The 21,970-nt window shown below is 73.1% G+C and carries 17 protein-coding genes, 2 tRNA genes and 1 pseudogene; 2 read left to right on the top strand and 18 right to left on the bottom strand.

Annotated elements, in window-relative coordinates; translation table 11 throughout:
• Positions 1–1,094: 1,094 nt before the first annotated feature.
• Positions 1,095–2,087, bottom strand: coding sequence for a DNA polymerase III subunit delta (holA, locus tag ACWCP2_RS27775; RefSeq protein ID WP_450911309.1), 993 nt, complete (start codon positions 2,085–2,087; stop codon positions 1,095–1,097).
• 111 nt (positions 2,088–2,198) lie between these two features.
• Between holA and ACWCP2_RS27770 the strand changes: the two genes are divergently transcribed.
• A complete protein-coding gene (locus ACWCP2_RS27770) occupies positions 2,199–2,441 on the top strand; it encodes a hypothetical protein (protein WP_450911308.1) in 243 nt (80 codons plus the stop codon).
• A gap of 126 nt (positions 2,442–2,567) precedes the next feature.
• Here the strand turns inward: ACWCP2_RS27770 and ACWCP2_RS27765 are convergent, their stop codons facing one another.
• The 14 genes and pseudogenes from ACWCP2_RS27765 to ACWCP2_RS27700 all read right to left on the bottom strand — a co-directional run bounded on the left by ACWCP2_RS27765 (position 2,568) and on the right by ACWCP2_RS27700 (position 17,279).
• Positions 2,568–3,449 carry a YceI family protein gene (locus tag ACWCP2_RS27765; RefSeq protein WP_450911307.1) on the bottom strand — a complete coding sequence of 294 codons (882 nt, stop codon included), beginning with the start codon at positions 3,447–3,449 and terminating at the stop codon, positions 2,568–2,570.
• A gap of 136 nt (positions 3,450–3,585) precedes the next feature.
• Positions 3,586–6,030 (bottom strand): annotated as a pseudogene (locus ACWCP2_RS27760) (ComEC/Rec2 family competence protein); the annotation flags it as partial.
• Positions 6,027–6,683 (bottom strand): helix-hairpin-helix domain-containing protein, encoded by a 657-nt coding sequence (locus ACWCP2_RS27755; protein ID WP_450911306.1) that lies wholly within the window; start codon positions 6,681–6,683, stop codon positions 6,027–6,029. The gene ACWCP2_RS27755 and the pseudogene ACWCP2_RS27760, both read right to left, overlap by 4 nt.
• Positions 6,684–7,069: 386 nt before the next feature.
• Entirely contained in the window at positions 7,070–7,915 is an 846-nt protein-coding gene (locus ACWCP2_RS27750; protein WP_450911305.1) for a DegV family protein, read from the bottom strand.
• Positions 7,916–8,556: 641 nt separating this feature from the next.
• Complete coding sequence (locus ACWCP2_RS27745) at positions 8,557–9,261, bottom strand: hypothetical protein (RefSeq protein WP_450911304.1); 705 nt, start codon at positions 9,259–9,261, stop codon at positions 8,557–8,559.
• A 134-nt stretch (positions 9,262–9,395) separates the two neighbouring features.
• A complete protein-coding gene (gene leuS, locus ACWCP2_RS27740; protein ID WP_450911303.1) occupies positions 9,396–12,269 on the bottom strand; it encodes a leucine--tRNA ligase in 2,874 nt (957 codons plus the stop codon).
• A gap of 272 nt (positions 12,270–12,541) precedes the next feature.
• Positions 12,542–12,614: transfer RNA gene (locus ACWCP2_RS27735), tRNA-Ala, on the bottom strand.
• A 131-nt stretch (positions 12,615–12,745) separates the two neighbouring features.
• Positions 12,746–12,979: a hypothetical protein gene (locus tag ACWCP2_RS27730; protein ID WP_073915042.1), complete on the bottom strand. Its 234-nt coding sequence runs from the start codon at positions 12,977–12,979 to the stop codon at positions 12,746–12,748.
• Between the two features lie 135 nt (positions 12,980–13,114).
• Positions 13,115–13,187 (bottom strand) — tRNA-Ala (locus ACWCP2_RS27725).
• A 112-nt stretch (positions 13,188–13,299) separates the two neighbouring features.
• Positions 13,300–13,980: a histidine phosphatase family protein gene (locus ACWCP2_RS27720; protein WP_450911345.1), complete on the bottom strand. Its 681-nt coding sequence runs from the start codon at positions 13,978–13,980 to the stop codon at positions 13,300–13,302.
• A 5-nt stretch (positions 13,981–13,985) separates the two neighbouring features.
• A complete protein-coding gene (gene rsfS, locus ACWCP2_RS27715; RefSeq protein ID WP_250739445.1) occupies positions 13,986–14,432 on the bottom strand; it encodes a ribosome silencing factor in 447 nt (148 codons plus the stop codon).
• Positions 14,433–14,583: 151 nt separating this feature from the next.
• On the bottom strand, positions 14,584–16,362 hold the full coding sequence (locus ACWCP2_RS27710; protein ID WP_450911302.1) for an LCP family protein: 1,779 nt from the start codon (positions 16,360–16,362) through the stop codon (positions 14,584–14,586).
• Positions 16,363–16,386: 24 nt separating this feature from the next.
• Positions 16,387–17,004: a nicotinate-nucleotide adenylyltransferase gene (gene nadD / locus ACWCP2_RS27705; RefSeq protein WP_243334788.1), complete on the bottom strand. Its 618-nt coding sequence runs from the start codon at positions 17,002–17,004 to the stop codon at positions 16,387–16,389.
• Positions 17,005–17,111: 107 nt separating this feature from the next.
• On the bottom strand, positions 17,112–17,279 hold the full coding sequence (locus tag ACWCP2_RS27700; RefSeq protein ID WP_450911301.1) for a hypothetical protein: 168 nt from the start codon (positions 17,277–17,279) through the stop codon (positions 17,112–17,114).
• A 141-nt stretch (positions 17,280–17,420) separates the two neighbouring features.
• Between ACWCP2_RS27700 and ACWCP2_RS27695 the strand changes: the two genes are divergently transcribed.
• Positions 17,421–18,542 carry a M48 family metallopeptidase gene (locus ACWCP2_RS27695; RefSeq protein ID WP_450911300.1) on the top strand — a complete coding sequence of 374 codons (1,122 nt, stop codon included), beginning with the start codon at positions 17,421–17,423 and terminating at the stop codon, positions 18,540–18,542.
• Here the strand turns inward: ACWCP2_RS27695 and ACWCP2_RS27690 are convergent.
• The 3 genes from ACWCP2_RS27690 to ACWCP2_RS27680 form a co-directional block, all read right to left on the bottom strand.
• Positions 18,526–19,710, bottom strand: a complete 1,185-nt coding sequence (locus tag ACWCP2_RS27690) for an SCO2583 family membrane protein (RefSeq protein WP_450911299.1) — start codon at positions 19,708–19,710, stop codon at positions 18,526–18,528. The two genes, ACWCP2_RS27695 and ACWCP2_RS27690, sit on opposite strands and share 17 nt — an antisense overlap.
• 67 nt (positions 19,711–19,777) lie before the next feature.
• Positions 19,778–20,353, bottom strand: a complete 576-nt coding sequence (locus tag ACWCP2_RS27685) for an SCO2584 family spore wall biosynthesis protein (protein WP_450911298.1) — start codon at positions 20,351–20,353, stop codon at positions 19,778–19,780.
• Between the two features lie 77 nt (positions 20,354–20,430).
• Positions 20,431–21,708 (bottom strand): glutamate-5-semialdehyde dehydrogenase, encoded by a 1,278-nt coding sequence (locus tag ACWCP2_RS27680; RefSeq protein ID WP_450911297.1) that lies wholly within the window; start codon positions 21,706–21,708, stop codon positions 20,431–20,433.
• Positions 21,709–21,970 lie beyond the last annotated feature (262 nt).

The raw sequence follows: 21,970 nt of genomic DNA, 5'->3' as shown, positions 1-21,970 counted from the left end.
GCGGGCACAGCCCGAGGGGGGCGGGCACAGCCCGAGGGGGGCGGGCACAGCCCGAGGGGGGCGGGCACAGCCCGAGGGGGGCGGGCACAGCCCGAGGGGGGCGGGCACAGCCCGAGGGAGCGGGCACGGCCCGAGGGAAGTCAGGCGCAACCCGAGGGAAGCCAGGTGCAGCCCCGGCGGGTCCGGCCACAGCCCGAGGGAGCGGGCGTAGCCGAGGGGGCGGGCGTAGCCGAGGGGGCGGGCGCAGCCGAGGGGGCGGGCGCAGCCTCGACGGGTCCGGGCACAACCCGAGGGACGCCAGGTGCAGCCCCGGCGGGTCCGGGCGCAGCCGAGGGAGCGCAGCCCGAGGGGGCGGGCGCAGCCCGAGGGGGCGGGCGCAGCCCGAGGGGGCGCAGCCCGAGGGCGGCGAGCGCAGCGGGGGCCGCGGCGGGCGGAGCCCGTGGCCCCTTCCAGCCCGTCCGGCGCTTGAGGACCGGGGTCCGGGCGGAGCCCGGGGAACGGGCGGAGCCCGGGGAACGGGCGAAGGGCGGGTAGGGGACTTCGCCCCGCAGGGCCCACCACCCGCGCCCGCCCACCGGCGTCGACAGACCGACCACGCATCAAGCCCCAGGGCGGCCGGAGCCCAAGAAGCTTCAGCTGCCAAGGCTCAGGTCTCAGGGACTCAGCGACTTGTGCCCCGCGAGGCCAGGAGCCAGGAGGTCAGGTCCCAGGGACTCAGCGACTTGTGCCCCGCGAGGCCAGGAGCCAGGAGGTCAGGTCCCAGGGGCGCACGAGGCCAGGACCCAGGATCCCAAGAGCTCGGATCCTGGGAGGCCAGGGGCTCAGGGGGCCCAAGTGCCCAGCGGGCCCCGCGGGCCCCGCGCCAGGCCGCACGGGCAAACGCCACGAGGGCGCCCTCCGGGCGTACGGCGCCACTTCGCCGACACCCCTAGGCCGTCTCTTTCGGATCTTGTCGGCTTGAGTCCGCGGCGTCTGGTGCCGTGCCAGGGCGTGCTGCCGGGGCGTTCGCGTACTGGGCGTACGTGGTCGCCTCGGCAGTGCGGCCACGCGCGGTGCCAGACGCCGCGGGCCCGGCAAGATCCGAAAGAGACGGCCTAGCCCCGCCGGGTCCGCGCAGCCCGCGCGACCGCGACGACCGCCTTCTCCAGCGCGTACTCCGGGTCGTCGCCCCCGCCCTTGACCCCCGCATCGGCATCCGCCACCGCCCGCAGCGCGTCAGCGACACCATCCGCCGACCACCCCCGCATCTGCTGCCTCACCCGGTCGATCTTCCAGGGCGGCATGCCGAGATCCCGCGCGAGGTCCCCGGGACGGGCCCCCCGCGGGGCCGAGGCAAGCTTCCCGATCGCCCGTACCGCCTGGGCCAGCGCGCTGGTGATGAGGACCGGGGCCACGCCCGTGGACAGGGACCAGCGCAGGGCCTCCAGGGCCTCCGCGGCGCGCCCCTCCACCGCCCGGTCGGCGACGGTGAAGCTCGAAGCCTCGGCCCGGCCGGTGTAGTAGCGGCCGACCACGGCCTCGTCGATCGTGCCCTCGACGTCCGCGCACAATTGCGCCGCCGCGCTCGCCAGCTCCCGCAGGTCGCTGCCGATGGCGTCGACCAGCGTCTGGCAGGCCTCGGGCGTGGCCGATCGGCCCAGCGTGCGGAACTCTCCCCGCACGAAGGCCATCCGGTCCGCCGGCTTCGTCATCTTCGGGCAGGCGACCTCGCGGGCACCCGCCTTCCGCGCCGCGTCCAGCAGGCCCTTGCCCTTGACGCCGCCCGCGTGCAGGAGGACGAGGGCGATCTCCTCGAAGGGCGCGGCGAGGTACGCCTTGACCTCCTTGACCGTGTCGGCCGAGAGGTCCTGCGCGTTGCGCACGACGAGCACCTTGCGCTCCGAGAAGAGCGAGGGGCTGGTCAACTCGGCCAGGGTGCCGGGCTGGAGCTGCTCGGAGGCGAGATCGCGCACGTCCGTGTCGGCATCGGCGGCTCGCGCCGCCGTCACGATCTCCCGCACGGCGCGGTCGAGCAGCAGGTCCTCCTGCCCCACCGCGAGGGTGATCGGGGCGAGCGGATCGTCGGTGGAATTCTTCCTGGTGGCCATCGCCTCCAGCATCCCACGCCGCACTGACAGACCCTCGCGGCCCGGCCCTTCCGCAGCCCCCGCCCAAGGCCCCCTTCAGCGGCCCTCTCCCCCATACCCGAGAATGTCCGGGTGAACGTGCGACATGTACTGGTCCTGCCCGACCGAGACGCCGCCGAGGAGGTGGCCCGGGAAGTGGTCGACCGCTTCGGCCTCCCGGAGGAACCGCAGCTGGTCCGCGACGCCCTCGCCGGCGAGGACGACGCCGAGGACGCCCAGTGGCTCGTGGTCGTCGAGGACCCGCGCGAACGGCTGGCCGCCACGGCCCTGGACGAGCTCGCCGCCGAGTACGACGGCTGGCTCGAAGCCCCGTAACTCCGCCGGCTCGGCCCGCACACCCCCGACCGGCCGCCGGCTCAGCCAGGCGGCTGTGCCACGACACCGGCCTCCGTACGGGACGTGCGGACCACAGCGGCACGGAGGCCGCCCGAGCCGGCCCGGTCAGGCCTTGTGGACGATCTGTACGTCCAGGGCCACTTCCACGGTCGAACCGAGCGCCGCGATCCCGTGCGCCAGCATCGACTGCCAGGTCAGCGCGAAGTCCTCCCGGTTCAGTTCGGCCGTCGCCCGGCAGGCCGCCCTCGGCTCGCCCTCCAGGCCCGTACCCAGCCCCAGGTACTCGGTGTCCAGGGTGACGGACCGGCTGACCCCGTGGAGGGTGAGAGCGCCCGCCACGGACCAGCGGCTGCCGCTGCGGTGGATGAACCGCTCGCTGTAGAACTCCACCGTCGGGTGGCGGGCCGCGTCCAGGAAGTCCGCGGAGCGCAGGTGGTCGTCCCGCATCCGCAGCCCGGTGTCGATGCTCGCCGCGTCGATGATCACGCGCATGGAGGAGTCCTCCATGCGGTCGGCTATCCGCACGGCCCCGGCGAAGGTGTTGAACCGGCCGTTGATCCGGGCGAAGCCGATGTGCCGGGCCGAGAACCCGATCGAAGAGTGCCCCGGGTCGAGCTCCCAGTGGCCGGGCTGCGGCAGCAGCGGCGGGTCCACGGGGTCCAGGACGATCTCCCCTGTGCCGGGCTGCGCCGGGTCCCCCACCAGCGTCGCCCCGTGGAAGGGCGCGTAGCCCTCGGCCGTGACGGCCAGCCGGTACTCGCCCGCCGGCACGGCCGCCGTGAACCCGCCGTACGGGTCGGTCTCCCCGCTGACGATCCGCCGGCCTATCGGGTCGGTCACCTCGAACCTGGCCTGCCGGACGGGCTGGTGCACCGTGTCGAGCACGCGGCAGCTGAGCAGCCGCGCGGTATGAGGAAGCGTCAGTGTCGCGGATGTCTGGGGACTGGCGCTTCCCGCCGTCTCCATCCCCCGTCTGCGACTGAACATGGTCTATGCACCCCCGTGCTGTGTGGTCTTGGACCGCTCTGGCGAAAACGCATTCGATCATGCTGTCGGGTTGTGGGCAAACGAAGCGGTCACTCCTGGTATGCCCGGGACGGCCCCGTCGGCGCATGGCCGGGAATGCCCGTAGCCGCGGGCCGCTCCCGGTGACGGCGACCGAACCGTCCTCGTCCGTGCGCAGCACGGCCGCCCCCAGCGTCCGCAGCCGGGCGAGCGTACCCGCCGCCGGGTGCCCGTACCTGTTCCCGGCGCCGACGGGGACGATCGCGAGACGCGGCCGGATCCGCTCGTGCAGTCCGGGATCCTGATGGGCGCTGCCGTGGTGGGCGACCTTGAGGACGTCGACGGGCCCCAGTTCCGGATGGTTCCTCAGCAGGGCCTGCTGGGAGGCCGGTTCGAGGTCGCCCAGCAGGAGGAGGGTCAGGCCCGCGCCGCGCACCAGCAGCGCCACGCTCGCATCGTTGGGCCCCTCGGGGAAGGCGTCCCCGGCCGGCCACAGCACCTGCCACTCGAGCGGTCCGGCCCTGCGCCGCTCCCCCTCCACGGCGCGGACGAGGGGAACGCCGGCGGCGGCGGCCGTCCGCCGTACGAACTCGGCCTGCCCGGGCGGTTCTTCCAGCCCGGTGACTTCCACCACACCCACCGAGCGGCCCCTGAACACTCCCGCCAGCCCGCCCACGTGGTCGGCGTGAAAGTGCGTCAGCAGGATCAGCGGTACCCGGTTCACGCCCAGCTCCCTCAGGCACGCGTCCACCGGCCCCGGCTCGGGGCCCGCGTCCACCACCACGGCCGTACCCGGTCCGACCGCGAGGACCGCGGCGTCCCCCTGGCCCACCGCGCACTGGGTGTAGACCCAGTCGGGCGGAGGCCAGCCCCTGACCGTACGAGTGACCAGTGGCGGCCTGAGTACGGCGAGGACCAGCAGCACGGCCAGGGCGGAGGCGACCCATCGCCCACGGCCGACCCGCCTGCCGAGCAGCACCGCCGCCAAGGTGGCCGCGGCGAGCAGCAACCCTCCGCCCACCCCGCCGGGCCAGCCCAGCTCCGCACCCGGCAGTGCCGCCCCGCCCCGGGCCACGGCGGCGATCCACCCGGCGGGCACGCCCGCGCACCAGGCGAGCGCCTCGGCCACGGGCCGGCACACCGGGGCCGCGGCCAGCGCGGCGAACCCCAGGACCGTCGCGGGTCCCGCCGCCAGCTCCGCCAGCAGGTTGCAGGGCACCGCCACCAGGCTCACCCGGGCCGACAGCACCGCGACGACCGGCGCGCACACCGCCTGGGCCGCCGCAGCGGCCGCCAGCGCCTCGGCCAGGCGGGGCCGCACCCCGCGCCGGGCCAGGGCCGCGCTCCACCGGGGAGCCAGCGTGAGCAGGGCCCCGGTGGCCAGGACGGAGAGGAGGAAGCCGTAGCTCCGGGCCAGCCAGGGGTCGTAGAGCACCAGCAGCAGGACGGCGGCGGCCAGCGCCGGGATCAGGGACCTGCGCCGCCCGGTGGCGATGGCCAGCAGGGTGACCGAGCCGCAGGCCGCCGCCCGCAGCACGCTGGGCTCCGGCCGGCACACCACCACGAAGGCCAGGGTCAGCGCCACCCCGCACAGGGCCGTCGCCCGCAGCGAGAGCCCCAGGCGCGGGGCGAGCCCGCCGCGCTCGGCCTGCTGCGCGCGGGCCGGGGCCCCGATGAGCAGGAAGAGGACCACGGTCAGGTTGGAGCCGGAGACGGCCAGCAGGTGCAGCAGATCGGTGGCACGGAACGCGTCGTGCAGGTCTGGCTCCACCCGGGAGGTGTCTCCGACCACCAGCCCGGGCAGCAGGGCCCGGGCGTCCGGGGCCAGCCCGTCGGTGACCTCGCGCAGCCCGGCCCGCAGCCGCCCGGCGATCCGCTGCACGGTGTCCGGCCCGCCGGTCACCCGTGGCGGGGTGTCCCCGGCCGGCCGGAGCAGGGCGACGGCCCGCTCCCCGCCCCGCGCCGGGGCCAGCCGGGCCACCACCGCGACCCGCGTCGAAGGCTGCAGCCGGGCCCACCCCGGATGCCCCGCCAGCACCCGCACCGGGGTCGAGACCCGGGTCCGGGCACCGTCGGGCCCGGTCACCCGGGTCACCACCGCGTCGAGCACCACCACCGGCGGGCCGCTCCCGGTCCGGGCCCTCCGCGGATCGGAGCCCACGGTGAGATCCGCCAGCACCCGCGCATGGTCCCGGGCCAGCTCCGGGACCGGCCCGGCCCGCGCCTCGGCCCGCTGGAGCCCCGCCACCCCGGCCCCGGCGGCCGCGCACAGCAGGACCGCCGCCAGGGCCGTCAGGGACGGCGCACGGCGCCTGCGGCCGGCCAGCATCAGCAGCCCGGCCGCGCCCACCCCCAGCCCCGCCACCAGGGCACCGCGTCCGGCGGGCATCCCGAGGCCCACAGCGGCCGTCCCCCACACGGCGAGGGCGGGCCCCACGAGCCGCAGATCCACCGGCCCTCCCTCCCCCGCCCCCTCCCACCCGGCCGAACCCCCCTCACCGGCTCCCCGGGCGGCCGGACCGCTGTCCCCCGGGCCCTGCCCCGGTCCACCGGGCCGGCTCACGGCCGCACCAGCTCACGCAGGTCGGCGAATCGGCGCTCACCGATCCCGTGGACCTGGCGGAGCTCCTCCACGGAGCGGAAGCCCCCGCGCACCGTGCGGAAGTCCACGATGTGCTGCGCGAGGACCGGCCCCACCCCCGGCAGGCCGTCCAGTTGCTCGGCGGTGGCCGTGCCGAGGCTCAGCGGTCCCGAGGCCGGGCCTCCCCTGCCCGCCGGCGGCGGTGGGGCCGGAGCACCCACCAGGACCTGTTCGCCGTCGATCAGCACCCGGGCCCGGTTCAGGCCGGTGGTGTCCGCCCCGGGCCGCACTCCTCCGGCGGCGGCCAGGGCGTCCTCCACCCGCGAGCCCGGGGGCAGTTTGCGCACCCCGGGGTCACGGACCTTGCCGCTGACGTCCACCAGGATGGGACCGGCCCCGGGGCCCGCCCGCACCGCTGCCGGGGTCGGCGGGCCGGCCGCCGCGGGGGCCACCACGGCGGGCGCCGTCACCGGCCGGGGCCGGGCCGCCCCGTACTGCTGCACCGCGAAGCCGACGGCGAGGACGAGCACCGCCGAGACGGCCGCCACCGTACGCGGCTCCACTCCACAGCGGGTCTGGAGCCACAGGGGCAGCCGCTCCCGCAGCGCGAGCCACCGTAAGGCCCCGCCGGACACCTCCCGCTCCTCGGGCGGAACCTCCGCCCCACCCCGGGCAGGCGCCTCCAACCCGGCCGGCGGATCCGGCCGGGTCAGGGTCTGCGGCTCGGCCGGCGGTGGAGCACCCGGGGGGTGACCTGGGCGGCCCGCTCCGAGCAGGGCCTCGGCCCGGCGCCGCGCCAGCACGGGATCGGGGCCGCCGGATCGCCGTCCGCGGCGGTGCCGCAGACGGCTGTCGGAGAGGCGGGGACGGCCGGGGCCACTGGTGGCGCCGGCGGGACCTGAGGTGCGCGTACGAAGAGTCATGCCACGACGGTAGGACCGATCCCCGACACGCGTTCGGAAGCTTCAATTCCGGTGGATGGACCGGTTGTTGTGGATATCTCCGTCACCCGGTCCAGCGATCAGCGCGGGGAGACGACCGCCGCCAGCAACCCCGGTCCGGTGTGTGCGCCGATCACCGCACCGACCTCGCTGACGTGCAGCTCCACCAGCCCGGGGATCCGCTCACGAAGCCTCTGCGCCAGTTTCTCGGCGCGTTCCGGAGCCGCGAGGTGATGCACGGCCACGTCGACGGGGCCCGACCCGGCCCGCTCGACCGCGAGCTCTTCCAGGCGGGCTATGGCCTTGGAGGCCGTACGCACCTTCTCCAGCATCTCGATCCGCCCGCCGTCCAGCGTCAGCAGCGGTTTGACCGCGAGCGCCGAGCCGAGGAGGGCCTGCGCGGCCCCGATGCGGCCGCCGCGGCGGAGGTAGTCGAGGGTGTCGACGTAGAAGTACGCGGACATGCCCGCGGCCCGCTTCTCCGCGGCGGCGACGGCCTCGTCGAGGGACCCCCCGGCTTCGGACACCTCGGCCGCGGCCAGGGCGCAGAAGCCCAGGGCCATGGCGACCATGCCGGTGTCGACGACGCGGACGGGCACCGGGGCGGTCTTCGCGGCGAGAACGGCGGCGTCGTAGGTGCCGGAGAACTCCGCCGACAGGTGCAGGCTGACGATGGCGGTCGCCCCGGCCTCCGCGGCCGCCCGGTAGGCCCGGGCGAACTCCTCGGGGCTGGGGCGGGAGGTGGTGACCGAGCGGCGCTTCTGCAGGGCCAGAGCGAGGCTCCTGGCCGAGATCTCGGTGCCCTCTTCCAGGGCCTCGTCGCCGAGGACCACGGTCAGCGGGACGGAGGTGATTCCGTGCCGCGCCATGGCCGGTTGGGGCAGGTAGGCCGTGGAATCCGTGACGATCGCGACATGGCGGGACATGAGGCGGAGGTTACCGGCAGTGGGGGTGTTCCGGCAGCCCGGGTCTCCCGGGGGCCTCCCTCCGGGCTGCCGGGACGGGGCCGGCCGGCTGCGGGCCTGGCTCCCGCCTGGCTCGCGCCGGGCTCCCCGTCGGCCTGCGGCCAAGCCGCGGGCGGGCTTTCGCCCACGCTCCCGCCGGGCTCCCACCGGGCTCCCACCGGGCTCCCGCCGGGCTCCCACCGGGCTCCCGCCCGGCTCCCCGTCGGCCTGCGGCCAAGCCGCGGCGGGCCTTCGCCCACGCTCCCGCCGGGCTCCGGCGGGCTCCGCCGGGCTCCCACCGGGCTCCGGCGGTGCGTGTCCGGCCCTGCGGGGCTGGGTCCCCTACCCGCCCTTCCACCGTTCCCCGGGCTCTGCCCGGACCCCGGTCCTCAAACGCCGGACGGGCTGAAGAGGGGTACCGGGCTACGCCCGCCCTCTGGGGCTCCGCCCCCGACCCCGCACCTCAACCCCGGACCGACCGACGAAGGAGCACCGAGCCACGCCCGAACCCCTGAAGCTCCGCCCCCGACCCCGTGCCTCAACGGCCAGACGGACCGGACCGGACCAGACCGGGCCGGGCCGGCCCCGGTCCTCAAACCCCGGACGGCGTGACAGCCGCGCCCTCAGGTCGTCGCCTCCGGGCGGCGGGTTTTCTGCCAGGGGTACTGGGCGGCCGGGGCGGGTTCGGTGAGGGCTGCGGGCTGCGGCGTGGTCCACGCCGGAGGCGTGGGGGCCGTGGAAGAAGCGGGGTGCGGGGAGTACGGGAGGTCTTCCGCCGGGGTGCGGGACCAGTCCCGCAGGGCGCCCGACTCGACGTCGATCTGCGCCGACAGGTGCGAGAGGTCGTCCTCCGCGAAGCGCCGGGCGCGATCGCGCGCCGCCCAGCGCAGGGAGTCCGACGCCTGCGTGATCTGCTGCGTGCGCTCCCGCAGGTCCGGCAGGGCCGCCGCGATCCGCTGCCGGTCGGGCTCCGCCTCCAGGCGCTTCAGTTCGTCGTCGAGCTCGTGCCCGTGCGCGCTCAGCCGCTCGAACAGCCCGATCGACTCCTTCAGCGAGGCGTCCGTCTGAACCCCCTGGTACAGCGCCTGCTGCGTCGCCCGCATCGAGTTCCGCAGGTCCAGCCGCAGCGTGGCCAGCGCGCCGGGGACACCAATCTGGCCGAAGCTGCGGGCCTTCAGGGTGGTGTCCTCCACCGTGCGCCGGGCCTGGGTGATGGTCCGGTCCACGCCGCGCGCGACGCCCTTGACCACCTTCGTCGTCACGTAGACACCGAGCCCCAGGAAGGCGAACAGCAGCACCAGGGCCACGATGATAAAAGCCGCCTCCATGAGGGTCCCTTCCCCAGCCGGTTACGTCCCTTCCACCGTAAACGCCACGGGCAGGCCGCGGGTTCCCATGGAACCCCCAACCTGCCCGTACGGGAATACCCCTAGACCGTCGGGTGGACGGCCGGCCGGAGACGTCAGACGACGATGTTCACCAGCTTCGGCGCGCGCACGATCACCTTGCGGATCTCCGCCCCGCCCAGCGCCGCCACGACGGCTTCGTCGCCCAGCGCCAGCTGCTCCAGCTCGGCGTCCGAGATCGCCGGAGACACCTCCAGGCGGGCCTTGACCTTGCCCTTGATCTGAACGACGCAGGTGACGCTCTCGTCCACGACGTACGCCGGGTCCGCGACCGGGAAGTCCTGGTGGACGACCGACTCGCCGTGGCCCAGGCGCTGCCACAGCTCCTCGGCGATGTGCGGCGCCAGCGGGGCCACCAGCAGCACCAGCCGCTCCGCGACCGAGCGCTCCAGCGGCCGGCCCGCCTTCGTCAGGGTGTTGTTCAGCTCGGTGATCTTCGCGATGGCGGTGTTGAACCGCAGCCCGGCCATGTCGCCGCCGACCCCGTCGATCGCCTTGTGCAGCGCGCGCAGGGTGGCCTCGTCCGGCTCCGCGTCGACGACCGTGACGGTGCCCGTCTCCTCGTCCACCACGTTGCGCCACAGGCGCTGCAGCAGCCGGTACTGGCCGACGACGGCACGGGTGTCCCAGGGACGCGAGACGTCCAGCGGGCCCATCGCCATCTCGTACAGGCGCAGGGTGTCCGCGCCGTACTCCTCGCAGATCTCGTCCGGGGTGACGGCGTTCTTCAGGGACTTGCCCATCTTGCCGTGCTCACGCTTGACCGGCTGGCCCTGGTAGAAGTAGCCGCCGTCCCGCTCCTCGACCTCGGCCGCCGGGACGTACACACCGCGCGAGTCGGTGTACGCGTACGCCTGGATCATGCCCTGGTTGAACAGCTTGTGGAACGGCTCCACCGAGGAGACGTGCCCCAGGTCGAACAGCACCTTGGACCAGAAGCGCGCGTACAGCAGGTGCAGCACCGCGTGCTCCGCGCCGCCCACGTACAGGTCGACGCCGCCGTGCGGCTGGCCCTCGCGCGGGCCCATCCAGTACTGCTCGATCTCCGGGTCGACCAGGGCCGAGCCGTTGTTCGGGTCCAGGTAGCGCAGCTCGTACCAGCAGGAGCCGGCCCAGTTCGGCATGGTGTTGGTCTCGCGCCGGTACGCACGCACCCCGCGCCCGTCGCCCAGGTCCAGCTCGACGTTGACCCATTCCTGGTTCCGCGACAGCGGGGTCTCCGGCTGGGAGGTCGCGTCGTCGGGCGCGAAGGTGCGCGGCGAGTAGTCCTCGACCTCCGGCAGCTCCAGCGGCAGCATCGATTCGGGCAGCGGGTGGGCGACGCCGTCCTCGTCGTAGACGATCGGGAAGGGCTCGCCCCAGTAGCGCTGGCGGCTGAACAGCCAGTCGCGCAGCCGGAAGTTGACGGTCCCCTCGCCGATGCCGCGCTCGGTCAGCCAGTCGGTGATCGCGGCCTTGGCCTCGACCACGCCCAGGCCGTCCAGGGTGATGCCCTCGCCCGTGGAGTTGACGATCGTGCCGTCGTACGAGGAGAACGCGCCCTCCCACTCCAGCGGGTCGGCGTCGCGGTCGTCGGTGGGCTGGACGACGCAGCGCATCGGCAGCTCGAAGGCGCGCGCGAACTCGAAGTCACGGCCGTCGTGGGCCGGGACGGCCATGATCGCGCCGGTGCCGTAGCCCATCAGCACGTAGTCCGCGATGAAGACCGGGACCAGATCGCCGCTGACCGGGTTGGTCGCGTACGCGCCGGTGAAGACGCCGGTCTTGTCCTTGGCCTCGGCCTGCCGCTCGACGTCCGACTTCGCGGCCGCCTGCTTGCGGTACGAGTCCACGGCCTCGGCGGGGGTGGCGTTGCCGCCGGTCCACAGCTGGTGGGTGCCCTCGGGCCACTCCGCCGGGACGATCTTCCCGACCAGCTCGTGCTCGGGGGCCAGCACCATGTAGGTGGCGCCGAACAGCGTGTCGGGGCGGGTGGTGAAGACGGTGATGGCCTCGCCCTCGCCGACCGCGAAGTCCACGCGCGCGCCCTCGCTGCGGCCGATCCAGTTGCGCTGCTGCAGCTTGATGGCCTCGGGCCAGTCCAGCGCGTCCAGGTCGTCGATCAGGCGGTCGGCGTAGGCCGTGATCCGCATGTTCCACTGGCTCAGCCGGGACTTGAAGACGGGGAAGTTGCCGCGCTCGGACCGGCCGTCGGCGGTGACTTCCTCGTTGGCCAGTACGGTGCCCAGCCCGGGGCACCAGTTGACGGGCGCGTCCGAGGCGTACGCCAGCCGGTACTCGTTCAGTACGTCGGCGCGCTCGCCCGCGCTCAGCGCGGCCCAGGAGGCTCCGCCGGGCAGCTCGCGGGAGCCGTCCTCGAAGGAGGCGACCAGCTCGGCGATGGGGCGGGCCTTCGCGGCGTCGGCGTCGTACCAGGAGTTGTAGATCTGCAGGAAGATCCACTGGGTCCACTTGTAGTAGTCCGGGTCGATCGTCGCGAAGGAGCGGCGCTTGTCGTGGCCCAGACCCAGCCGGCGCAGCTGGACCTTCATGTTCTCGATGTTCGCCTCGGTCGACACGCGCGGGTGCGTACCGGTCTGCACGGCGTACTGCTCGGCCGGCAGGCCGAAGGCGTCGAAGCCCAGGGTGTGCAGGACGTTGTGGCCGGTCATCCGCTGGTGGCGGGCGAAGACGTCGGTGGCGATGTACCCGAGCGGGTGGCCGACGTGCAGGCCCGCGCCCGAGGGGTACGGGAACATGTCCATGATGAACTTCTTGGGGCGCGCCACGACCGTCGCGTCGCCGGCCAGGTCACCGGTCGGGTTCGGGGCCTCGTAGGTGCCCTGCGCGTCCCATACGTCCTGCCAGCGTGCCTCGATGTCGGCGGCCATGGCAGCCGTGTAACGGTGCCCCTCGGCCGCCTCGGGGGCCGGGGTGTTCGTCTCGCTCATGATTTTTGAAGCTCCATCGATCGTCTCTGCCGTCTCTGCTGCCCAAACGAAAAAACCCCTCGCACAGGAGGGGGCGCCGCGCCGGGCCGACCGCTTCGTGGGGTCGGAACTGTTCAGCGCGGCTCGGTAAGCAGAAGGCGTACGGCACGCATGGCGTCAGGGTACCGCAGCGGCCCCCAGCGGTGCTCTGCCCTTCCGTCCGGTGGACGCGCAACGCGGTGGACGCACAACGAGAAGCGGGCCACCGTTTCCGGTGGCCCGCTTCTTCACTGTGGAGCTATGGAGAATTGAACTCCAGACCTCCTGCATGCCATGCAGGCGCTCTACCAACTGAGCTATAGCCCCTTGTCTTGCCTGCCGCTTCGCGGTCCGTTTCCGGTCCCCCTTGGCGACATCCCAAACATTACACGGTCATGGCCCTGGTCCAAAAATCGGTTTCCACCGACCGGGAGCCATGCCCGTTTTGACCCAAATCGTCATGCACGGGCGAACTGGTAGAACCGCTTCAGCGTGCAGTGCTCGTCGAGCAGCCGCCCGTAGATCGGCTCGCCCTCCAGCTCGCGGTACGTCTCGATCGGGTCGCCTTTTATGATCAGCGCCCGCGCGCATTCCTCGCACCAGTACTGGTAGTCGGAGTTGACGGGCTCCATGTCCCGCACGATCGGCGTGCCGTTGTTGCACCAGTCGCACCGCCGCCGGTGTGCACCCATCCGTCAGCGACTCCCTCCCGCGTCGGGCCGTCGTGTCCCCCTCCGGCCGTCCGATTCTGCCATGCCGGTGCTCGCTCGGGCAGCTGTGGACAAAAGCAAAGATCCCGCCCCCTGTTGGGGACGGGATCTTGATTGTGGAGCTATGGAGAATTGAACTCCAGACCTCCTGCATGCCATGCAGGCGCTCTACCAACTGAGCTATAGCCCCGCTCTCCGCGACGCTCCCCCCGTTTCCGGTGTTCTGCGCTGCGAACAAGAAGAACTCTAGCCTGTGACCAGCCGGAAAGTGAAATCCGGGTGGGAGCCGCTCCGAGGTGGGCTCAGTCGTCGTCGCCGAGCACCGGTTCGGGCAGCGTGCCGGCGTTGTGTTCCATCAGCCGCCAGCCGCGCGCGCCCTCGCCCAGCACGGACCAGCAGCAGTTGGAGAGCCCGCCCAGGCCCTCCCAGTAGTACGACTCCAGGCCCAGCAGGCGGCCGATCGTCGTACGGATGGTTCCGCCGTGGCTGACCACCACGAGCGTGCCGCCCGGGGGCAGTCGGTCGGCGTGCTCCAGCACCACCGGCGCGGCCCGGTCGGCGACCTCGGTCTCCAGCTCGCCACCGCCGCGGCGGACCGCCTCGCCGCGCTTCCACGCCGCGTACTGGTCGCCGTACTTGTCCAGGATCTCGTCGTGCGTGAGGCCCTGCCATTCACCGGCGTACGTCTCGCGCAGCGCCTCGTCGTGCGTCACCGCCAGACCCGTGACGGCCGCCAGCTCGGCAGCCGTGGCCGCGGCGCGCATCAGGTCCGAGGCGACGATGGCGTCGGGCTTCAGCGAGGCGAGCAGCCGGGCGGCACGGCGCGCCTGCGCCACACCGGCCTCGGTCAGCTCGATGTCCGTGGAGCCCTGGAAGCGGCGCTCCAGGTTCCACGAGGTCTGGCCGTGCCGCCACAGGACGATCTTGCGGCTGGTCCGGCTGTTGCCGCTGGTCGTACCGCCACCGGTCGTACCGTCGTGAATCGTGCTCAGAACAGATCACCGTCCAGTTCGTCGTCGCCCTGCGCGGCGCGCAGCGCGGCGTGCTCCTCGGCCTTGCCCTTGGTGAGCTTGGCGTCCTCGGGGAGGTCGATCTCGGGGCAGTCCTTCCACAGGCGCTCCAGCGCGTAGAAGACGCGCTCCTCGCTGTGCTGCACGTGGACGACGATGTCGATGTAGTCGAGCAGGATCCAGCGGGCGTCGCGGTCGCCCTCGCGGCGCACCGGCTTGGCGCCCAGCTCCTTCAGGAGCTTCTCCTCGATCTCGTCGACGATCGACTTGACCTGGCGGTCGTTGGGCGCCGAAGCGAGCAGGAAGGCGTCGGTGATCGACAGCACGTCGCTGACGTCGTACGCGATGATGTCGTGCGCGAGCCGGTCGGCCGCGGCCTGGGCGGCGGCGGTGATGAGCTCAATGGAGCGGTCCGTGGCGGTCACTGGCCATGCTTTCGGGTTGGCGGGCAGATCCTTACAAGGGTCTCATGTACCGCCGACGCCGCCCGCGCGCAGCGTGCCGCGCGGGCGGAGCCGTACCCGGGGAGCCCCGCCGGGGCAGGCCGCAGTAGGCCTCCGGCGGGGTCGGGCGGGGTCAGGACGGTTTGTAATCCTTGCCCAGCGTCACCACGATGTCCGCGTTCACCGCGTTCTCGGCCTTCTTCACGGCCGTCTCGGGCAGCCCCAGCGTCTTGGCGACCTCGATCGCCTTGTCCTTCTGCGCGTCGTCCTGGTACGTGATCTGCGACGCGGGCGCGGTCCTGTCGGCCTTGCCGCCGTCCACCAGGGTGTAGCCGCCGTTGAGCAGGGCCGCCTTGGCCGCCGTGCCCGTCTTGTCGTCGCCGGTCGCGTCCTTCAGGCCGACCCGCGGCAGGGCCCCGGGCTGCGCCTGCGTGACGGAGCCGCCGAGGACCTCCTTGACGACCTTCTTGTTGGCGTCGTCCGTGAGGCCGCCGTCGGGCTTCACCCCGAGCAGGTCGGTGCGGTACGCGCCCACCTTGGCGTGTTCCCCGAGCTTGGCCAGCAGCGCGCCCAGGGTCTGCGCGTTCAGCGCCGGGTCCAGGATCTGGCCGGTGGTCTCCACCGTCATCGCCGCCGACTTCGGATCGCTCGGCACCTTGCGCAGCAGGCCCACCAGGACCTTGCCGAGCCGGTCCAGCTGCTTGGCCTCCGGCTCGCCCTGCGCCCGGTACGTGGAGTACGCGACGGCCATCGCACCGCTGAGGCTCTGCTTCGGGCCCTTGCCGACGGCGGGCACCTTCGCCGCGTCGTCCGCGGGTACGGCCACGTCGGTGTCGACCTCGATGCCGCCGACCAGGTCGACGAAGTTCTCCAGGAAGGGGGTGTCCAGCCGCCAGGTGCCGCCGATGCGGGTGCCGAAGACCGAGTCGAGGGATTCCCGTACGCCCAGGCCCCCGTCCGCGACGGCCTTGCCCAGCTGGGCGGTGGTGCCGTCGTCCTTGGTGACGTTCAGGGTGTTCGGCACCAGGACGGTGGCGCCCTGCTTGGTGGTCACGTTGTCGACGAGCAGCGCCGTGGAGGTGCCGCCCTTCCTGGTGTTGTGCAGGTGCACGACGATCATGTCGCGCTTCTGCGGGCCCGAGGCGATCGCGCCGTCCGCGGCCTTGCCGGGGCCCTCCAGGAACGGCAGCTTGTCCGCGTACCAGAGGTAGCCGAGGCCCGCGACGACGAAGAGGGCCAGCACGACGATCAGCGCCACCACCCGGTTGCGGCCGCGCCGGCGGGCCTCCTCGCGGCGCTCGGTCCGGCTCTCGGTGAAGGCGAGCCAGTCGATGACGTCCTCGGACTCCTCGTCCTCCTGGTCGATGAAGGCGAACTGCTCGGTGCGGTACGAGGGCCCCTGCCCCTCCCCCTGACCGCCCTGGCCCTGCCCGCCCCGGCCCTGCCCGCCCGGCTCCTCGGCCCGGCGGGGCTCCGGGACCTGCGCGGCGGCGGGACGGAACTCCGGCTCGGACGCGGGGGCCCGCAGGGGCGCCTGCGCGGGGGCCTCGGGGGCTGCCTGCTGCGGGATCCACTGCTGGGTGGCCTGGGTGTCGTACTGCGGGACGCCCTGGGTGTCGTACCCGTACGGCGGGGCCTGGGGGGTCTGCGGGTACTGCTGCTGCTGGGGCTGCTGCGCGTAGTACTGCGGGGCCGGCTGCTGGGGCTGCTGCCCGCCGTACCCCTGGTAGTCGTAGCCGTAGCCCTGCTCGTACTGCTGCTGCTGATGTTGCTGCTGCTCGTAGGGGGCCGCCGGGTCCGGGGCGGGCTGCGCGGGCACCTGGCCGTACACCGGCCGCCCGTACACGTCGTAGCCGACGAGCTGCTGCTCCTGGCCGGCATACGGGTCGTACGGCTCGTGTCGGTCGTTCACCGCGGGGCCCCTCTCTCCGGAAGCTCAGGCTCCCCGGTACAGCTCACGCTTGTCGATGTAGCGGACCACGCCGTCGGGCACGAGGTACCAGACAGGATCCCCCTTGGCCACGCGTGCACGGCAGTCCGTGGACGAAATGGCCAGCGCCGGAACTTCCACCAGGGAGACGCCCCCCTCGGGCAGGCCGTCGTCGGTGAGCACGTGGCCCGGCCGGGTGACGCCGATGAAGTGCGCGAGGGCGAAGAGCTCCTCGGCGTTCCGCCAGGTCAGGATCTGCGCGAGGGCGTCGGCGCCGGTGATGAAGAAGAGGTCGGCGTCGTCGTTGAGGGCGCTCAGGTCCCTCAGGGTATCGATCGTGTAAGTCGGACCGCCACGGTCGATGTCGATGCGGCTCACCGAGAACTGCGGGTTCGACGCGGTCGCGATGACCGTCATCAGATACCTGTCCTCGGCGGACGACACGGCCCGCTGCGACTTCTGCCACGGCTCGCCGGTCGGTACGAACATCACCTCGTCGAGGTGGAACAGCGCGGCCACCTCACTGGCGGCCACCAGGTGTCCGTGGTGGATCGGGTCGAATGTCCCGCCCATCACGCCGAGCCTGCGCTTGACCGGGCCGGTAGGCATTTCCTGCTCTCCCATGAGCGCAGAGCCTACTGGCCCGGTGGCGCGGCAGGGACCCGCCTACGGGCTCGTACGCGACGTACTCGACGGACTCGCCGTTCCGGGCGCTCCGGGTGCTCCGGGGTTCAGCGGTCCCGGTTCAGGCGCGTGGTGACCCACAGCATCAGCAGGAGGATGCCGAAGGCCGCGCCACCGGTGAGGTACGGGCTCAGGCTGTCGTGGTTGCCGCCGTGCTGCTCGGCTCCCTCGGAGGCGAGGACGACCAGGTTGTGGGCGGTGGAGGCGAGGCTCATCAGGCAGGTACCTATCGAGTCGGGGAGCGGGCGGAGATTTCGCTCACATCGTATGCGGGGGCCTGGGGCACGCTCACGTCGACTCAGGCGTTGGAGAGGATAGACGGGCGGGCGGCCGCACACATCAACGGGGAGGGCGCTATGACGGGGACGGGATTCGAGAAGGCACCGGCGCGGGACCGCAAGAGGTTCCCCGGTATTTCCTCACGGGCGTACGAGCATCCGGCGGACCGGTCCGCGCTCGTGGCCCTGCGCAAGCTGACCGGCTTCGACACGGTCTTCAAGGCATTGAGCGGGCTGCTGCCCGAGCGCAGTCTGCGACTGCTCTTCCTGTCGGACTCCGTCCGGGTGGGCGAGACGCAGTTCCCGCACCTGCACGCGATGCTCCTGGACGCCTGCTACATCCTGGACCTGGAGAAGGTCCCGCAGATGTACGTGCAGCAGGACCCGAAGCCCAATGCCATGTGCATCGGGCTGGACGAGCCGATCATCGTGGTGACCACGGCCCTCGTCGAGCTGCTCGACGAGGAGGAGATGCGGGCGGTGGTGGGCCACGAGGTGGGCCACGCGCTGTCGGGGCACGCCGTGTACCGCACGATCCTGCTGTTCCTGACGACCCTGGCGCTCAAGGTCGCGTGGATCCCGCTGGGCAATGTGGCGATCATGGGGCTCGTGACGGCGCTGCGCGAGTGGTTCCGCAAGTCGGAGCTGTCCGCGGACCGGGCGGGGCTGCTGGTGGGACAGGACGTGCAGGCCTCGATGCGCGGGCTGATGAAGCTCGCGGGCGGCAACCACCTCCACGAGATGAATGTCGACGCGTTCCTCGCCCAGGCCGAGGAGTACGAGCGGGGCGGGGATCTGCGCGACTCCGTCCTGAAGATCCTCAACGTGCTGCCGCGGACGCACCCTTTCACGACGGTGCGGGCGGCCGAGCTGAAGAAGTGGTCGCAGAACCGGGACCACCAGCGGATCCTGGACGGCCACTACCCGCGGCGCGAGGAGGACAAGGACACCTCGGTGACCGACTCCTTCCGGCAGTCCGCCGCGCACTACGCCGACACGGTGCGCACGAGCAAGGACCCGCTGATGAAGCTGGTCGGCGACATCGCCGGCGGTACGGCGGACCTCGGCGGCAAGCTGCGGGACAGGTTCACGGGCGCCGGAGCGGGCGCGGGTGGCGGCGAGGACCGCGGCACGGACAAGGACTCCGGCAGGGACTCCGGCAAGGACTCCGGCAAGGGCGGGGCTACGGAACAGGGCTGACGGCCTCCTTCGGGGCGCCCTCCTTCGGTGTGGTCTCCGGGGTCGCCTCCGGGGTGGCCTTCGGCGCGAGCACCCCGCACAGCCCGGCCGTGCGGCGCGGACTGCCACTGGCGTACGGGTCGGTCGCGGCCGGGCCGGTGGTGGTCGGCACGGCTCCGGCCGTCAGCGGGCGGAAACCTCCCGCCGGGTCGGCGGAGCAGGCCTGCGGGCCCGCCATCACGTAGGCCGAGACGAGCTCCGCCCGCCGGGCCGTGAGGTCGTCGCGGTCGAAGCGCAGCCGCAGCTCGCGGCGGACGGTGAAGAGCGAGGCCCCGTCCGCCGCGGCCGGCTGGCCGGTGGCCGGGCGCACGGCGTAGACGAAGGTGTGGTCGGAGGTCACCTCCAGCGCGTTCGGGGCGGTCTCCGCGGCGGTGAGGACCCCGCTGACCCGGACCCGGGTGTCGGCCACGACGGCGGTCGCCGGGTCGAAGCGGACCAGCCAGCCGGTGACGGCGTGCCTCCCGTTGCCGGACGGCGCGAGCATGCTCTGGTCGAACTGGGCCAGCTGGTCGGGGTCGAGCAGGACGCGCACCGGCCGGGAGGCCTCCCCGGACAGCACATCGGGGTCGAGCGAGGACTGCACCAGATAGTCCTTGGCGATGGTCAGCGCGGTCTGGACCTGCTCCTCGCTGAAGTGACGGGTACGGCGCACGCCGGGGAAGGTGATCCCGGCCGCCCCGATCCGGTACTGCGCCGCCGGACTGTGCGCGTACAGGTCCGCGGGCCGGCCGCCCGGCACGGGCTCGGAGGGCGCGAGCGGGACGACGGTGCTGCTCATCGCCCCGGCCGGGTCTCCGGCGGGCGGCACGTAGGGGTTGCGCAGCCCCATGTAGACGGCGCCGGCGAGCGCCAGGGTGATGCACAGCACGATGATCCGGCCCTGCCGGGCCGCCCCGCCGGAGCCGCCGCGGGGTCCCGGATGGTTTGCGCCGCTCGACCAGATCGAGCGGCTCCGTACGGCGCGGGCGTGCTCGCCCATGCGCTCCTGTGCGGAGAACTCCTGGAGCCGGGCAGCCCGGACGAAGTCCTCGTCGAACACCACGGACCGGTACTCGTCGGACCGGAACTCGTCGTCGGCCCCGCCGGCACCCTCGGGCGTGCCGTTCGGCGGATCTCCTGGCATGGCCATCGCTTCTCCCCGCTGTCCCCGCTCCAGAGAAGCCCCCGCTCCGGCGATGGGGAGCGGGGTCGTACCTTCAGGGTTGGCGGCTGACGCGGTCCATAAACGCTCCGGCGCCGGCGACTTCGCCCATCGGGGTGCTTGCGGGGGCCGGAGAGGGTTCCGCGTCGCTCGACGCGCTGCGGTACACGGCGCTGAAGGCCAGCGCGATCATGCCGAGGCCCATCACGAAGGCGAGCACCCAGGCGACCGGGCGCAGCCATGGGGAGCGGCCGCGGTAGGGGCGCAGGCTGCCGCCGTAGGCGCCGTACGGGCCGTCCGGGGAACCGGCTCCGTGGCCGTGGCCGTGGTCCCAGCCGGAGTCGTCGGTGTGATGGCCCTCGGCGCCGCCGTAGGCGTACGCGTCGTAGTCCTCGTCGCCCGTCCAGCCGCCGGCGAAGGCCGCGCGGGCGGCCTCGGCCGCCTCGGCGCGCGCCCGGTCGCCGGCCCGCTGGCGCTCTGCGGCGCTCGGTTCACGGATCTCGGCGTTCCGGACGAAGTCCTCGTCGAACACCACGGAGGCGAAGTCCTTGTCCGCGCCTCCGCGGTCGTCTGCATGTTCTTCGGGGGTCCCGTCGTCCGGGAACGGCTTGCCCCCCACGTCGTCCGGCACGAGACCAGCGTAGACCTGAGGGACACCTTTGGGCAGGGTGTAGGCCGAAATCCGGCCACACCGTGTTCAGGGGTCGACTACCGTACGTGACCGTCGCCGGTGACGATGTACTTGGTCGAGGTGAGCTCGGGAAGCCCCATCGGGCCCCGGGCGTGCAGCTTCTGCGTGGAGATGCCGATCTCCGCACCGAAGCCGAACTGACCACCGTCCGTGAACCGGGTGGAGGCATTCACCGCGACCGTGGTCGAGTCGACCAGCTGGGTGAAGAGCCGGGCGGCGGCCTGCGAGGTGGTGACGATCGCCTCGGTGTGGCCGGAGGTCCAGCGGCGGATGTGGGCGACGGCCTCGTCGAGGGAGTCCACGACACCGGCGGCGATGTCGTACGAGAGGTACTCGGCGGCCCAGTCCTCGTCGGTGGCGGGCAGCGTGGTGACCTTGGAGTCCTCCGCGTGCGCGAGCACCCGCTCGTCGCCGTGGACGGTCACGCCGGCGTCGGCGAGGGCGTCGAGGGCGAGGGGCAGGAAGGCGTCGGCGATGTCCCGGTGGACGAGCAGGGTCTCCGCGGAGTTGCAGACGGAGGGGCGCTGGGCCTTGGAGTTGACGAGGATGTCCACGGCCATGGCCAGGTCGGCCTGGGCGTCCACGTAGACGTGGCAGTTGCCGGTACCGGTCTCGATGACCGGGACGATGGATTCCTCGACGACGGTCTTGATGAGCGAGGCACCGCCGCGCGGGATGAGGACGTCGACGAGGCCGCGGGCGCGCATCAGCTCGCGCACGGAGTCGCGGGACTCGCCGGGGACCAGCTGGATCGCGTCGGCGGGGAGCCCGGCCGAGACGACGGCGTCGCGCAGGATGGCGACGAGGGCGGTGTTGGAGGCGTACGCCGAGGAGGAGCCGCGCAGGAGGACGGCGTTGCCGGACTTCAGGCAGAGGGCGGCGGCGTCGACGGTGACGTTGGGGCGGGCCTCGTAGATGATGCCGACGACGCCGAGCGGGACGCGGATCTGGCGGAGGTCGATGCCGTTGGGGAGCGTGGAGCCGCGGACGACCTCGCCGACGGGGTCGGGCAGGGCCGCGACGTCGCGGACGTCGGAGGCGATGGCCGCGATGCGGTCGGGGGTGAGGGTGAGGCGGTCGATGACGGTCTCGCTGGTCCCGGCGGCGGCCGCCTTCGCCGTGTCGACGGCGTTGGCCTCGACGATCTCGGCCGTACGGGCCTCCAGCGCGTCCGCGATGGCCAGCAGGGCCTTGTCCTTGGCGGACCGCGGGAGCGGGGCGATGGCCGCGGCGGCGGTCCGGGCGGCTTGCGCGGTGGCGATCACGGGCGAGGTCGTGGCATCGAGCGAGGTCATGCCGCCCAGGGTAATCCCCGCCCGCCCCCGGGCCGATGGGGTTCCACCCCGCGAGATGCCCGGCCTCTCCGACGCGGAACTCGCACCGCTGCGTCGGCCTCCGACCGGCGGTGGGCGGGTGCGGCTGAGTGGGCCCTGCGGGGCGAGGTCCCCTACCCGCCCTTCCACCGTTCCCCGGGCGCTGCCCGGACCCCGGTCCTCACACGCCGGACGGGCTGGAGGGGGTCCCGGGCTGCGCCCGGACCCCCTGGGGCCCCGCCCC

Source organism: Streptomyces sp. NPDC002104 (genome assembly GCF_053593795.1).
This window is presented reverse-complemented; position numbering and strand designations above follow the sequence as displayed.